The sequence below is a fragment of the Pseudoramibacter alactolyticus ATCC 23263 genome (assembly GCF_000185505.1).
Classification (GTDB): Bacteria; Bacillota; Clostridia; order Eubacteriales; family Eubacteriaceae; genus Pseudoramibacter; species Pseudoramibacter alactolyticus.
In genome coordinates this window covers 1656021-1669901 of record NZ_GL622359.1, presented here as the reverse complement: position 1 = coordinate 1669901, position 13881 = coordinate 1656021, and the positions used below count along the sequence as shown (strand labels likewise).

The following is a 13881-nucleotide window of genomic DNA, read 5'->3' as shown; positions in this document are numbered from 1 at the left end:
CCAAAATCTGAAAAGCGATGACTTTACACTCTATTAAAAGATTTTTCAATGCATCTGAAAAACGAATCTCCATGTCCGTCATCAACAGGCATACTGACAATCAAAAACCGGACGGCTGTTCCGTCCGGTTTTTTGCTTTATTAAAAGGCTTCTTTGCCGGGCCGCCTATAGCAGTCCTTTTTTCTTCAGGAAGTCGATTGCCACATCATCCACCGTCCTGCCCTTAACATCCACTTGATAAGTCATCTCAGACATTTCCTCCGTGGATATCTTGCCGTCCAACGATGACAACACCTTCTTTAAATTAGGCGCCGTCTTGGCAAATTTAGTAAAGGTATCCTCTCTTATGAGGAAGGCGCCGTTGTATTCCGGGAAGAAGTGCTTGTCGTCTTCCATTTTTGTTCAGACCGTCCGTCGCAAACACCTCTGTCACATCAAACTCTCCTTTTCCGATCGCCGAGTATTTCAGGCTGACGTCCACCGATTTTTGATTCTTGAATTTCAGGTTGTAGAACCTCACGAAAGGATTGTACTTCATACTGCCCTCTTCCGTGAAAAATTCATGTTCCGCGCCAAAGGTCAGCTCGGGAGCCACCTTTTCCAAATCCGAAACCTTCTTCAGGTTGTACTTATCCGCCAACTTGCGCGGCACCGCAATGGCATAGGTATTGTTAAATCCCAATTTGCCCAGCATGGTTAGGCCCTCTTTTTTCTTGCCTAATTGATTGGTGTATTGGTATAAGCTTTCCCCCTTAGGGACATCCGTCGGATCCTTGTGCAGAAAAGTCGTGAGCCATGTTCCGTCATAACTGATCATCATATCGCAGCTATGTTTCTTGCCGATCAGTGCCTTGTAGTTGTTAACCTGGGACATCTGATCCTGGATGGTCACGTTCAGATCCGTTTTTCCCTCCACAAGATGCTTGATCATGTGATGCATGATCTGGGTCTCGGTGTAATCACCGTCATAAAGCATCAGGTTCCCCGCCGAATTGGAGCCGGCCACCTGAAAGGGAACTGTGGCCATAAAGGCGACAAAGACGATGAGTATCGATGAAATGACCCGCTTCATGCTGCTGTGGGATTTTCTTATCTGGGCTTCGCTGACGCCCATCAGAAGGTCCAATACAACCGCAATCAACATCAGTGCCCCGGTGGCGGTCAGGATCATCTTCATGTCCTGTATTCGGATGGCTTTGTTCATGACGCCGCCAATACCGCCGCCGCCGACAAAGGCTGCAAATACCGCGATGCCGATGGCGTTGACCAGGGCAATCCTTATTCCTGTAAATACCGTGGGAAAGGCTATTGGAAATTCCACCTGCGTCAGCCGCTCCATCGAGGTCATCCCGACACCCTTGGCGGCTTCTTCGACACCCGGGTCTATTCCCGAAAGGCCGAGACATGTATTTTGGACGATCGGAAGCAGGGAATAGAGGGTGATCCCGATAACGACCGTCAGTTTTCCGGGACCTGCCAGAATCATGATTAAACCAAGGAGTGCCAGGGCCGGTATCGTCTGAAGGATATCCACCACCTTCAGGATAAGCCCTCTGCTCTTTGGCATCATATAGGCGCATACGCCCAAAGGGATGCCTATTAAAATCGACATGGTAATGGCCGCCAGCACCAAAAACATGTGCTCCATTATCAAGCTGAATGTCATTTATCTTTTCACCTCCCGGATGCCTCGCGGAGTAAGTCTTTTCTGCAAAACGTCGATGATAAGACCCAAAACGATGGCTATGACGGCCGCGGGTATGGCGCCCAATAGAATCAAGGTATTGTTGTTGGATGTGGTGCCCTGATAGATAAAGTCTCCCAGACCGCCTAAACCGATCATCGCTGCCAAAACCGCCCAGCTGACAGTGTATATAACCGCCATTCTGAGTCCTGCAATGATGGTCGGCGAAGCCAGCGGCAATTCCACCCGCATCAACGTTTGAAAAGAAGTCATGCCGCAGCCCTTCGCCGCTTCTACGTATTTATCTTCTACGCTGAGTATGCCGGCATACGTGTTTTTCAGAACCGGAAATATGACGTACACCGATAACGCGATGATGACTGTAATGGGCTTCATGCCGGTAATTAAGAACAATATTCCGATAAACGCAAGCCCTGGTATCGTCTGAAATACCGATAAGATCGGAAGTATGACGACAGACCACTTAGGAACTCTTGAAAGCACAATTCCCAGTATCATTCCGGCCGCGGCACCTAAGGCAACCGAAACCATCACATACAGCATATGCGTTCCTATGGCGCTCAGCAGCATAGAACCATAAGTATCCATCAATGCTTTCACGATTATTCACCTCCCCATAAATTCTCGGCTACTGAGGTGGCCACGCTGGTTTTGGTGATGATGCCGGCTATGCTTCTGTCCGGATTTAAAACCACCACATAATCGGCATTCGTCTCTAACAGATATTCAAAGCTTTCCCTGGCATCGCTGCCGATGAGCACCGTTCTCGCCGTCTGCCTGATAAGCGGCTCGATGCGGCTCAACTCCTTGCCCCAGTGCATGATGTCTCTGATGCTCACGGTTCCTGCAAATCGATTGTTATCATCCACCACGAGCACGGAGTCCACGCTGTTTCTCGCCATCATTTCCGCACAGGCCTTAACCTGATCGTTCTTATGGGCAAACGCAAGATTTGTGCGCATATAATCCTCTACCTTTGTAGGCGCTATATAGCCTTCTGTGTGTTCGCCCATGAATTCTCTCACCAAATCATTGGCCGGATGCGCCAGGAATTCGGCAGGACTTGCCATCTGCACAATTTTCCCGCGATCCATAAAGATGATGACGTCCGCCAGCTTCAGCGCCTCATTCATGTCATGGGTGACGAAAATGATCGTCTTATTGAGCTTTTGCTGGAGGTCTTTTACTTCATTTTGAAGACTTTCTCTGGTCATCGGATCCAGTGCGCCGAAGGGTTCGTCCATCAATACGATCGGCGGGCTTGCTGCCAATGCTCTGAGCACCCCGATTCTCTGCTGCTGGCCGCCCGAAAGCTCCGACGGATATTTATCCGCATATTCATGCATCTTCACCAAATCAAGCATTTCATTGACGATACGGTCACATTCTGCCTTGCTGTATTTAAGCAGTTTAGGCACGACGGCGACGTTCTGTGCGACCGTCATGTTCGGAAAAAGACCGATTTCCTGGATCACATATCCAATATGTCTTCTCAGCTCCGCCTTATTCTTCGTTGAAATATCTTCACCATCAATCAAAATTCTGCCGGAATCCGGCTTAATCAATCGATTGATGGTCTTCAGCGTCGTGGTCTTGCCGCAGCCCGACTTGCCGATCAGACAAACAAACTGTCTGTCTTCTATATCAAATGTCAAATCATTTAATATAGTGGTCTTCCCGTACGTCTTCCTCACCTTTTCAAATCGAATCATAAATGAACCTCCTATGTAAATATGTATCAACACGCGTGTTTATTATGCCCATTATCGTCGGTTTTCGATTGAAATCAAAGCTGCCTGATCAGCTTTACAGAATCTTCTATGGCTTCTGCCGTTCCGATCACCACGATAATGTCTCCTTTTTCGAAAGAAAGATATGGGCCGGGGGAAATGATCGTTTCGTCCCTTTTTTTTATGCCTACGATCGTGCATTTGGTATTGCTCCAAAATTTCAACTCGCCGATGGTTTTTCCGATTAAATTGGAATCATCCGGGATTGGGATTTCGTAATTCGGAAAGGGAGATTCAACCGGAGAGAGACTGATTTTTCTTTCTACAAAGTAATCCAGGGTATCCAAAAGTCTGGAATTTAATTCTTGATATTGCCTGGCTATCTCTCTGATGCTGTGATAGGCATTTCGAAGCTCGTTATCTTTCTCAATATAGCTGATGTATTTCAACGCGTTTTTCACAGATTTAACTCTTGTTCTGCTCTGAGGTTTCACCTCAACGACGCCTTTGCCCGCCAATATGGATACGGCTCTCCTGATGGTTTCCGGAGAAACGCCGTATTTTGATGCCATTATCGACATCCCGGGAATGGCTTCGCCTTCCTGCCGTTCCCCCTTGGCTATCTCTCCCGCAATATCCCGGGCGACCCATAAGCATTTTGATTGCGATTGACTTTGCTTCATTTCCTTTATGCCTCCCATTCCTGACGATAAAAACTGATACTATTTTAACACAGCCAACTTATATAAGTCAAACAATGTGGCAGTTAACGGTTTTTGTGGAGATATCCCCACAAAAAGGTCGCTTGGTTTTTTTCAACCGTAACCCGGTCGAAAACATTTCCTATCGCGATTGATGCGGTCTGATGTCATCCCTATGCCAGCGCCATTGATTATGTCATTTCTCCATAACACCATCTGCTCTTCCCTGATGAATGATTAAAGCCGCCCGGGGATTTAACAGCCCGTCTCAGGCGCACATCCCCCGCGGCCCAAACGCAATAATCATGGTCGTCGCGTAGGCTTCAATACGGTTCGCTTTGATTGATGCACCAAAAAACCCGCCTGCGATCATCTGATCTCAGACGGGTTTTGATGAACAAACCGCTTAAAGCTCCGGCAGTCTTTCGTTGACCGCGGCCTTCAGTTCTTCAAGCTTGACCTTCGCATCGGCCGCGCTCTGACCCTTCACCGAATAATACACTTTGATTTTCGGCTCGGTGCCGGAGGGACGGATCGCATACCAGGAGTCTTCGTCAAAAACGAATTTCAGCACGTTGGACACCGGCAGATCGAGGGGTGTCGTCTGCCCGGTGGCCAAATCTTTGCTGAATTGGCTCTGGTAATCGTTGAATGCCGCCAGTTTCGCATCGGCAAAGGCGTCGAAATAATCGGCGCGGAAAGCATCCATGATCTTTGTGATCTGAGCCTTGCCCGCGATACCGTCGAGCTCGATGGACTGCACGTATTCTTCAAAATAGCCGTATTTTTCATACAGGGACTGAAGCGCTTCATAAAGGGTCATGCCCTTGTCTTTGTAATACTGGGCCATTTCGATGACCAGGGCGCTGGCCACCACAGCGTCCTTGTCCCGGGCGTAATCGCCGGCCAGATAGCCGTAGCTTTCCTCATAGCCCATCACAAAGGTGTGCGAGCCGTCCGCCTGCCACTGGGTCATCTTTTCACCGATGTATTTAAAGCCGGTGAGCACATTATAAACCGCTGCGCCGTGGGCCCGGGCGATCACCCCGCCCATTTCGCTGGTCACGATGGTTTTCACGATGGCTTTGTTGTCCGGCCAGTCGCGGCTTTCGAGCATATAATCCACCAAAAGCGCGCCGGTTTGATTCCCGGTAAACACGGCGTAGTCGCCGTCGGGCTTGCGGCAGCACACGCCCAGGCGGTCGCTGTCCGGGTCGGTGCCGAAAATGATGTCGGCGCCTTCTTTTTCCGCCATGCCGATGGCGATGTTAAACACAGCCTTTTCTTCCGGATTGGGTTTGGCCACCGTCGGGAAATCGCCGTCGGGCAGTTCCTGCTCTTTAACCACGGATACGTGTTCATAGCCCAGATCCTTCAGCACCCGGCGCACCGGAATGTTGCCGGAGCCGTGCAGCGGCGTGTAAATAATTTTCAGATCGCTGCCGGGATTGGCCCGGGCCACGGCTTCCACCGCGGCGGCATAAGCATCGTCCACTTCCGGCGGCACGGTAATGATGTGCGCGTCGTCGTCCGCCGCGAGCTCCACGCCGAAATAGTCCGTCACCTTCCGGATTTGGGCCACCACAGCGCCGGCCGCTTCCTCGGTGATCTGGCCGCCGTCCGGCCCGTAAACCTTGTAGCCGTTGTAAATCTTCGTGTTGTGGGACGCGGTAATCACGATCCCCGCCGCCGTTCCGAGATGGCGCACGGTGAAAGAAAGCACCGGCACCGGGCGCAAGTCGTCAAAAAGATACGCCTTGATGCCGTTGGCCGCCAGCACCTGGGCCGAGACCTGGGCAAATTCCTGGGAGAAATGCCTCGAGTCGTAGGCAATCGCCACGCCCTTGTCTGCATTGGCCGGATCCGCCGCGAGCAGATACCGGGCCAGCCCCTGGGTCGCCCGCGCCACGACATACACATTGATGCGGTTGGTCCCCATGCCGATCTTGCCGCGCATCCCCGCTGTGCCGAAGGCCAGCTCGGTATAAAAACGATCTTCCAGTTCCTTTTCGTCGGTGATGTCCTCCAGTTCTTTGAGCATCCCGTAGTCGTATTGTCCAAAATTGAGCCACTTTTGCAAATTGTCGCGATAATCCATCCTATCCTCCTGATTCGTTTTCCCTTTATGCCAAACGCCGCTAATTGCGCGGCCACGAATAACCGATTACACTCATTATACCCCAAGCGCCGCCGATGCACAACGCCGCAGGCCATTCAAAAAAGTTTCAATGCACTTTTTTCATGCGTTTTCAAAAAATCTGCCGCGCGCTCAGGCGACGACCGCACGATAAAGCCGCGCCACCGCTTCGGCCATGCGCCCGTCGGGAATCGACGAATAATTGATAACGAAGGTGTGGGCCCCGGCCCCGCCGTAGTCCGAGAGCGCCGCCAGATGAATTCCCTCCCGGGCCGCGTCGGCGATAAGTGCCCGATCCGGCTTCTCGGTGTCAATGGTCATCAGAAAATGCAGGCCCGCGTTTTCCTCGGCGATTCGGGCCCGCGCCGCCAGGGGGCTTGCGGCGATCACCGCGAGCAGCGTGTCCCGCCGGCGCTTATAGGCCAGGCGCGTGCGGTTAATGTGCTTTTCATAATGCCCCTCGGCGATGAAACGCGCCAATGTGAACTGCTCAAAGGTCGACACCGTACAGGCATAAAAGCGCAGCTCTTTATAAAATCGCGCCGCCAGCGGAAAGGGCAGCACCATATAAGACACGCGGACGGTGGAGGCCAGGCTCTTGGTGAAGGTGTTGATATAGATCACCCGCCGGCTGTCATCGATGGTGTAAAGCGGCGGAATGGGCCGCCCGTTCATCCGGAATTCGCTGTCGTAATCGTCCTCGATGATGAAACGATTCGGCGACCGGGACGCCCAGCCCAGCAGCTCGCAGCGCCGGCTGATGGGCATGGTCCGCCCGGTGGGAAAATGGTGACTCGGCGTGAGGTGCACCACCGACGCTCCGCTGGCTGCAAGCCGATCCGGCATCAACCCCGCATGATCCAGCGGGATCTCGGCCACCGTCAGACCGTGGGCCCGATAAATCTGGGCCACCTTGCGGTAGCCCGGCGTCTCCACGGCATAAATTTTGTCAAAGCCCAAGAGCTGAATAAGCAGGCCATAAAGGTATTCCGTGCCGGCGCCGACGATGATCTGTTCTGGCGAGACAGCCATGCCCCGAAAATCCCGCAGCTGCCCGGCGATGGCCCGCCGCAGCTGGGCCGTGCCGCCCGCCGGCGGGTTCTCCATCAGCGCCGGCTGCTCCCGGCTGAGCACCGCCCGGCTGATCTTTGCCCAAATTGAAAAGGGGAAGCGTTCAGGGTCCGTCTGGTTGCTGGCGAAATCGGCAAACCACTGCGGTGCTGCCAGCGTTTGCGTCAGCGCGGCCCGCGTCCGGCCGGCTTCCGGCTCGGGCGACAAAACGGCTGCCGCCTGCCGATTCCGAAGCGGCAGCTCCGAAAGCGCCGCCACATAAAATCCCCGCCGCGGCCGGGAAACGATATAGCCCTCGGAGGTGAGCTGGCCGTAGGCATTTTCCACGGTGATGGTGCTCACGCCCAAATGTTTGGCAAAGGCCCGCTTGCTGGGCAGCGCCTCTCCGGGAGTGAGCCGCCCGCAGACAATATCCGCCTTGATGCATTTATAAAGAAAAACGTAAAGGGGATCGCTCCCCGCGGCATCCAAATCGTAGGTCAACATCGGTGCACTTCCAATCTGACCATCATAAATTATTTTAAATTGGCACTTTGAAGATGGTCAATAGCCATTATAATAAAAAAGGTCCGTCAAATGCAAACCGAGCATCGACGGATCAAAGACTTTAAAAAATTTCAGAAGAGGTACCATTTTGAAACGCGTTTTAACCATCCAAGACATTTCCTGCTTCGGCAAGTGCTCCCTCACCGTCGCTCTGCCGGTGATCTCCGCCATGGGCGTCGAGACGGCCGTCATCCCGACGGCGGTGCTCTCCACCCACACGATGTTCAAAAATTTCACCGTCAAGGATCTGACCGATCAGATCGTGCCCATCACCGAGCATTGGCGCGCTGAGGGTATTGGCTTCGACGCGGTCTACACCGGTTACCTGGGCTCCTTTGAGCAAATCGAAATCGTCGAGAAACTCTTCGACGACTTTGCGGACAGCGACACCCTGCGCTTCATCGATCCGGTGATGGCCGACAACGGCAAACTTTATCCGGCCTTTGACGAGGCTTATGCCGCACGCAATGCCGAGCTCTGCCGCCACGCCGACTTTATCGTGCCCAATATCACCGAGGCCTGCTTCATGACGGGCACCGACTACCGCGAAACCACCGACGAAGCTTACATTAAAAATCTGCTCGAAAAGCTGGGCGCGCTCGGCCCGAAGACTGCCGTGCTCACCGGCGTCTCCCTCTCGCCGGGAAAAACCGGCGTCATGGGGATCGACACCGTTTCCGGCACATTCTATACCTATCAGAACGACCGGATCGACGCGACTTATCACGGCACCGGCGATCTCTTCTCCAGCACCTGCGTCGGCGCCATGATGAACGGCATCGATTGGCAAACCGCCATGCAAATCGCCGCGGACTACACAGCCAGAACCATCGCCGTGACCGTCGCCAATCCGGCCAACCCGTGGTATGGTGTCGATTTCGAAACCACGATCCCCGAGCTCATCCGGATGCTCGATGCCCGCCGCTAATCGGCCGGCGCATCGTCGCCGTGCTTTGCGTTCAAAAATAACGAAAAAGACGCTTGCATCAGCAAGCGTCTTTTTTGGCGTGTATCGTTTTGGCTTAGGCATGGGGAATCTCGGTATAGTCTGAAATGTCCCGGCTGACCGTCGCCAGATCAGCGGTGCTCAGCGCTCGAATGTCGGCGTGTCCCATCATGCGGCAGAACGCGGCAATCTCGTCGCCGGTGAGGCGCAGGAAACGGGTGAGTCTTGCGGCGGCATCGGCCGGGATAACGGCTTTCTTCGGAGCATGGCCGCAGGCCGGGGTATTCTGCCCTTGGAGAAAACGGTAATAATCCGGTGCGGCGGCGATCAGCGGGGCAGAGCCCAGGGCCACGGCATCGGCGCCCATGGCCAGCGCCTTGACGATATCCGCTGAAGTGCGCAGACCGCCGGTGACGATCAGCGCGACGTTTTCGTTACGGTAGTTCTTAAGCCGCTTGACGGCCCGGCCGATGGCGTAAATTGTCGGGACGCCAAAGGCTTCCCGGGCGAGTAGGGGGCTCATGCCGTCAGAGCCGCCGCGGCCGTCGATGGTGATAAAATCCGGTTCGGCAAAGAGACAGACAAAAACATCTTTTTCGATGTTGCCGGCCGCGATTTTAATGCCGATCGGGCGCCCGTCGGCGCGGTCCCGCAGCGAAGAAATCAATTTTTTCACGTCGCCCCGGTCGTTAAGCCCGGGGAAGACCGCTGTGCCTGGCTTGGTGGCCTGGCCGATTTTAATTTCGACGGCGCCGCAGCTTTGCAGGAAGGTGTCAGATACATCACTGTCCGGCGTGACTTCGTAGATGAGCTGTCCGGCGGCGTTTTGCACGTCGCTGCTCACCGGACCGTCGCCGCTGCCGACAGCCGTATCGGCGGCGGCAGCACCGGCCGCCATTGCCGTTTTAAGCTCGGCGGGCAGTACCTGTGACGAGAGATGAGAGACGAAGAAGGGATGCATCAGCGTCAGGGGCTTGCGGGCCTTCCCGCCGATGATGGTGGTGGTGCTGACAGCGGCGGACGGCGGCAGCGGAAAGGCGCCGAGTTGAGCGCCGAGCAGCAGGATGTCGTCCCAGCTGGGCAGGGGCAGGCCGGTTTCCATCGCGGCGGTGGTGGACCGGCCGGTTGCCGCCATGCGGTCGATGATCTGCATCATGCGGCGGCGCGGGATGTGGCGGCCAGTCTTGTGCGGCGCTGCGTTTTCAGCCGGGGCAGCGGTGTTCTTTTCGGGTTCAGTGGCCATAAAATCTCCTTTGTGTGAAACCTTGGATGAATCAAATCAAAATAAAGCCGTCGGGCAGGGATCGCCCGACGGTTTTATTTTAACACAAACGCGGCGGGCCGCGTCGCGATGACAATTTTATGCCAATATCAGTGAAATTTCTCCAGATGCGATGGTTTGCTCTCGGCCGGCGGCATCGGTCAGAAGCAAATGGCCGAGGTCGTTAAATCCGCGGACCGTGCCCTCGGCCTGAAAGCTCCGGCCCGGCTGCAGCGACGCAGGCTCCCATCGTGACGAAGGACGAAAGCGCGGAGCGCTTGGCCGGGCGGTAGAGCATCGAAAGATGAAGGCCGCTGTTCGGCGGGGAGAAAAAATCCCGCCCCCGCCGGCCTCGGCCGGCGCTTTGGGCATCGGCGACGGCGATGGTGCCGTGGGGCAGGCGCAATGCGTGCCGCTTGAGGAAACCGTTGGTTGAGGGCAGCTGCCCAAACCAGAAGAGGCGATCCACCGGCGCGCCGTCGTCCAAAAAGGGTGCAGGCGGTGCGAGGGAACGGGTGTTTTCAAAAATTTCCGGGAAAATGGTCATGGAAAATCCTTTCGGGAACGGTTAAAATACATCAAAAACTTTTCTTTGATATTGTAGCGGATAACGGCGGCAGGGCAAAAGCAAAAAGGCGCGCGGCTTTGCACCGGGCTCGGGCTGTGTTATAATGATCAACCTATTAAAAAAGCGGATGACGCATCAAAAGCATGAAAGAAGGAAGAAAATGAACGCAAGGTTAGCGCAGAAATACGCGGCGCTCAAAGCGAATATCCGATCGCTGGGATCGGTGGCGGTGGCCTTTTCCGGCGGTGTGGATTCAACCCTGTTGTTAAAGGCAGCCCACGATGTGCTGGGCGACAAAGCCATCGGCGTGACGGTGCAGGCCGACATCGTGCCCCCAAGGGAGATGGAGGAGGCGGCGGATTTCTGCAAGACGGAGCAGATCCGGCAGATCGTGTGCGGGGTGGATGCCTTGGGCCTCGAAGGCTTTGCGGATAATCCGCCGGACCGCTGCTATTGGTGCAAGAAAAACAATTTTTCGGAGATTTTAAAAATTGCGGCGGCGAACGGCTTTGCGGCGGTGGCTGAGGGCTCAAACCTCGACGATTTGGGCGACTATCGTCCAGGAATGCAGGCGGTGGCGGAGCTTGCTGTCGTCAGCCCCCTGCGGGAGGCTGGGCTCACGAAGGACGATATCCGCGCGATTTCCAGGGAGCTGGGCCTGCCTACCTGGGATAAGCCTTCCTATGCGTGTTTGGCATCCCGCTTTGCTTACGGGGAGAAGATCACCGAGGAAAAGCTCGCGATGGTCGACAAGGCGGAGCAGCTGCTTATCGATTTGGGCTATCGCCAGATGCGGGTGCGCATTCACGGCAGCCGGGATTATATTGCCCGCATCGAACTGCCGGCCGGCGAGGCGGCGACGCTTTTCGCGCATCGGGAAGCCGTTGACGCCGCCTTTAAGGCCCTGGGATTTCGCTATGTGACGGTGGACCTGACGGGTTATCGCACCGGCAGCATGAACGAGACGCTTGGTGCGGATCAATAAATTGCGCTTACTAAAAAAAGACCGCTGTGGCAGCGGTCTTTTTCGATGGTTATTTTTCGGGCGTTTCATCCTTAGCATCGTTTTTATCGTTGTCCGGGGCGGCCGGTCTGCGCCTGAAAAGACGACGCCAGCGGGTGTTGCCCGGCTGCGCGCGGAAGCGCGTATTGGCCGGATCCCGCCGGCTTTTGAGCTCGCCGCCTTCGAGATAGGCCGCGTCGTAATAGTCGGCCGTATCGGTGGGGAGGCGGCGCTTTTTTAGGAAGTGGTTGATGACGCGGCGGGCGAAGGCATAAATCACGGCGAACAGCGGCACGCCGATCACCCAGCCCAGCACGCCGAAGAGGCCGCCGAAGATCATGATGGCGAAGATCACCCAGAAGCTCGAGAGTCCGGTGGAGTCGCCGAGGATCTTCGGCCCGAGAACATTGCCGTCGAATTGCTGGAGGATGATCACAAAGATCACAAAATACAGGGCCTGAAGCGGCTGAATCAGCAGAATGAGAACCCCGCCGATGATGGCGCCGATATAGGGGCCGAAGAAGGGGATGATATTGGTGACGCCGACGATCACCGAGACGAGCACCGGATAGGGCGTGCCGATGATGGAGTCGCCGAGGAAGCAGAGCACGCCGATGATGGCCGAGTCGATGATCTTGCCGCTGATAAATCCGTTGAAAGTCGCGTTGATAAAGCGAAAAGCACCGACCACTTCGTTGGCGGTATTGGGGCGAAACAGTGCATAGGCGATTTTTTTGCCCTGGGCGCAGAAGGTCTCCTTGGAGGCCAGCAGATAAATGGCCACGATGAGTCCGACGATTAAGTTAAAGAAGACGCGGACCGCACCGACCAGCTGGGTGGTCAGCGTTTGGAGGATGGTGCCCATATTGGGTAGAACTCTGGTTTTGATAAGCTTGGTCAGCTGGGCGGACGAGGTATTCCAGGCGGCGTTGAGCCATTTTCGAAGCATTGGCTGGTTCCCCGGCAGCCGGGAAATCCAGGTGTTGACGTTGTCGACGTAGGCCGGAACCTGGGTGAAGAATTGGTTGAGGCTGGCCAAAAGCTGGGGCACCACGATCATCGTCAGCGCGTAAAGGCAGAGCAGCAGGAAGCACATGGTGATAAGCACCGAGAGGCTGCGCATGCGGCGCCGGTCCTTGGTGAAGCCGGGGCCGGCGACATCGCGGCCGCGTCTTTCGAACAGGGGCACCAGCCATCGTCCCTCGACGAAGTTGAGCACCGGCGTCATGATGAAGGCGATGATGACGCCGAAGGTGATAGGCATCATGGTGCGGCCGATCTTCTGCAGGCTGCCGGTGAATTGTCCGGCGTGGAAAATGAGATAATAGGCGACGAAGGCCGCGAGAAAGACAAGGAAGGCCGTGAGCCCCCAGGTGAGTTGGTTTTTATTCGGTCTGAGTTTCATGAGCACCTCCTGGCGTGGTTTTAGTGGGATGGCTTCAGTGTATCGGTCGTCTGAAAAAGTGTCAAGTAAATTATCCGCGGCGGGCGTTTCGGTTCGCGCCATCCTGCGGCGAATGTTATAATAATAAAAATCCTGTGAAGCGAAGGGAGGCGAGATCATGCGCGGGATCTGTTTGATGATTGGCTACGGCTGGGGGTGTTGGCTCACAGCGGCATGGGTCGCGCGGCGCCGGGGCGTGTCGATCTTCGAAGCGGGCTCCGGGAATCCGGGTATGGCCAACGTGATGGCCCTTTGGGGGCCGGGGCCGGGGCTCGCGACCCTCGCCGGGGATCTGGCCAAGGTGGTGGCGGCCAGACTGACGGCGGCGATGATTTTCCCGGGCGGCGGTCTCACGGCGACGGCGTGGGTCGGTTTGGGCACGGTGCTCGGCCACGATTTTCCCTTTTGGCATCGCTTTCGCGGCGGCAAAGGCGTGGCGGTCACCGGGGCGGCGGCGGTGCTCATGCGGCCCTGCTGGGGGTTTCTGGCCCTGGGGCTCGCGGCGTTGGCCGTGATCATCAGCCACTATCTGTGTGTCGGGGCGGTGATGCTTCCGGCGGCCTTCAGCGCGCCGGCGTTTTGCTTTGGCGGGACAGCGATCGGCGGGATTGCGGTGGCTTTCACGCTGTTGATGCTTGCGAAGAACGTCGGCGGGTTTCGGCGGATGCGCCGCGGCGAGGAAGCGCCGATTGATGTGGCGGCGAAACTTCGGGCGGTATGGCGGCGGCGAAAGCCGCCGTCGTAAAAAACATCAAAAAAGCCGGAGCAA

At 55.6% G+C, this 13881-nt stretch carries 13 protein-coding genes; 3 read left to right on the top strand and 10 right to left on the bottom strand.

Translation table 11 applies throughout. The features are described from left to right. Positions 1 to 165: 165 nt before the first annotated feature. The 7 genes from HMPREF0721_RS12600 to pdxR form a co-directional block, all read right to left on the bottom strand. On the bottom strand, positions 166 to 396 hold the full coding sequence (locus tag HMPREF0721_RS12600; protein WP_083798158.1) for a glycine betaine ABC transporter substrate-binding protein: 231 nt from the start codon (positions 394 to 396) through the stop codon (positions 166 to 168). After that, entirely contained in the window at positions 326 to 1666 is a 1341-nt protein-coding gene (locus tag HMPREF0721_RS07975) for an ABC transporter permease/substrate-binding protein (RefSeq protein WP_006599176.1), read from the bottom strand. The genes HMPREF0721_RS12600 and HMPREF0721_RS07975 overlap by 71 nt, the downstream gene beginning before the upstream one ends. Then, positions 1667 to 2305 (bottom strand): ABC transporter permease, encoded by a 639-nt coding sequence (locus tag HMPREF0721_RS07970; protein WP_006599175.1) that lies wholly within the window; start codon positions 2303 to 2305, stop codon positions 1667 to 1669. It abuts the gene before it with no gap. Positions 2306 to 2307: 2 nt separating this feature from the next. Further along, entirely contained in the window at positions 2308 to 3417 is a 1110-nt protein-coding gene (locus HMPREF0721_RS07965) for a betaine/proline/choline family ABC transporter ATP-binding protein (protein ID WP_006599174.1), read from the bottom strand. Between the two features lie 74 nt (positions 3418 to 3491). Beyond that, positions 3492 to 4118, bottom strand: coding sequence for a GntR family transcriptional regulator (locus tag HMPREF0721_RS07960; RefSeq protein WP_040639999.1), 627 nt, complete (start codon positions 4116 to 4118; stop codon positions 3492 to 3494). A 424-nt stretch (positions 4119 to 4542) separates the two neighbouring features. Next, on the bottom strand, positions 4543 to 6234 hold the full coding sequence (locus HMPREF0721_RS07955; protein ID WP_006599172.1) for a phospho-sugar mutase: 1692 nt from the start codon (positions 6232 to 6234) through the stop codon (positions 4543 to 4545). Between the two features lie 171 nt (positions 6235 to 6405). Then, positions 6406 to 7830, bottom strand: coding sequence for a MocR-like pyridoxine biosynthesis transcription factor PdxR (gene pdxR, locus HMPREF0721_RS07950; RefSeq protein ID WP_006599171.1), 1425 nt, complete (start codon positions 7828 to 7830; stop codon positions 6406 to 6408). Positions 7831 to 7978: 148 nt separating this feature from the next. Between pdxR and HMPREF0721_RS07945 the strand changes: the two genes are divergently transcribed. Beyond that, positions 7979 to 8818 (top strand): pyridoxamine kinase, encoded by an 840-nt coding sequence (locus HMPREF0721_RS07945; protein ID WP_006599170.1) that lies wholly within the window; start codon positions 7979 to 7981, stop codon positions 8816 to 8818. Between the two features lie 94 nt (positions 8819 to 8912). Here HMPREF0721_RS07945 and HMPREF0721_RS07940 read toward each other — a convergent pair whose 3' ends face one another. Together HMPREF0721_RS07940 and HMPREF0721_RS07935 are read right to left on the bottom strand one after the other, a co-directional pair. Next, on the bottom strand, positions 8913 to 10079 hold the full coding sequence (locus HMPREF0721_RS07940) for an FMN-binding glutamate synthase family protein (protein ID WP_006599169.1): 1167 nt from the start codon (positions 10077 to 10079) through the stop codon (positions 8913 to 8915). Between the two features lie 202 nt (positions 10080 to 10281). After that, complete coding sequence (locus tag HMPREF0721_RS07935; RefSeq protein ID WP_006599168.1) at positions 10282 to 10644, bottom strand: biotin--[acetyl-CoA-carboxylase] ligase; 363 nt, start codon at positions 10642 to 10644, stop codon at positions 10282 to 10284. Positions 10645 to 10825: 181 nt separating this feature from the next. Between HMPREF0721_RS07935 and larE the strand changes: the two genes are divergently transcribed. Further along, positions 10826 to 11650 (top strand): ATP-dependent sacrificial sulfur transferase LarE, encoded by an 825-nt coding sequence (larE, locus tag HMPREF0721_RS07930; protein WP_040639998.1) that lies wholly within the window; start codon positions 10826 to 10828, stop codon positions 11648 to 11650. A gap of 49 nt (positions 11651 to 11699) precedes the next feature. Here larE and HMPREF0721_RS07925 read toward each other — a convergent pair whose 3' ends face one another. Further along, positions 11700 to 13073 (bottom strand): AI-2E family transporter, encoded by a 1374-nt coding sequence (locus HMPREF0721_RS07925; RefSeq protein ID WP_050786982.1) that lies wholly within the window; start codon positions 13071 to 13073, stop codon positions 11700 to 11702. Between the two features lie 157 nt (positions 13074 to 13230). Between HMPREF0721_RS07925 and HMPREF0721_RS07920 the strand changes: the two genes are divergently transcribed. Then, positions 13231 to 13857 (top strand): glycerol-3-phosphate acyltransferase, encoded by a 627-nt coding sequence (locus tag HMPREF0721_RS07920; protein ID WP_006599164.1) that lies wholly within the window; start codon positions 13231 to 13233, stop codon positions 13855 to 13857. Positions 13858 to 13881: the final 24 nt, after the last annotated feature.

Excerpts from the sequence above, each read along its gene's own strand:
- HMPREF0721_RS07965 (WP_006599174.1), bottom strand. The coding sequence starts at position 3,417 with ATGATTCGATTTGAAAAGGTGAGGAAGACGTACGGGAAGACCACTATA.
- HMPREF0721_RS12600 (WP_083798158.1), bottom strand. The coding sequence starts at position 396 with ATGGAAGACGACAAGCACTTCTTCCCGGAATACAACGGCGCCTTCCTC.
- HMPREF0721_RS07925 (WP_050786982.1), bottom strand. The coding sequence starts at position 13,073 with ATGAAACTCAGACCGAATAAAAACCAACTCACCTGGGGGCTCACGGCC.
- HMPREF0721_RS07955 (WP_006599172.1), bottom strand. The coding sequence starts at position 6,234 with ATGGATTATCGCGACAATTTGCAAAAGTGGCTCAATTTTGGACAATAC.
- HMPREF0721_RS07920 (WP_006599164.1), top strand. The coding sequence starts at position 13,231 with ATGCGCGGGATCTGTTTGATGATTGGCTACGGCTGGGGGTGTTGGCTC.
- HMPREF0721_RS07960 (WP_040639999.1), bottom strand. The coding sequence starts at position 4,118 with ATGAAGCAAAGTCAATCGCAATCAAAATGCTTATGGGTCGCCCGGGAT.
- pdxR (WP_006599171.1), bottom strand. The coding sequence starts at position 7,830 with ATGTTGACCTACGATTTGGATGCCGCGGGGAGCGATCCCCTTTACGTT.
- HMPREF0721_RS07935 (WP_006599168.1), bottom strand. The coding sequence starts at position 10,644 with ATGACCATTTTCCCGGAAATTTTTGAAAACACCCGTTCCCTCGCACCG.
- HMPREF0721_RS07975 (WP_006599176.1), bottom strand. The coding sequence starts at position 1,666 with ATGACATTCAGCTTGATAATGGAGCACATGTTTTTGGTGCTGGCGGCC.
- larE (WP_040639998.1), top strand. The coding sequence starts at position 10,826 with ATGAACGCAAGGTTAGCGCAGAAATACGCGGCGCTCAAAGCGAATATC.
- HMPREF0721_RS07940 (WP_006599169.1), bottom strand. The coding sequence starts at position 10,079 with ATGGCCACTGAACCCGAAAAGAACACCGCTGCCCCGGCTGAAAACGCA.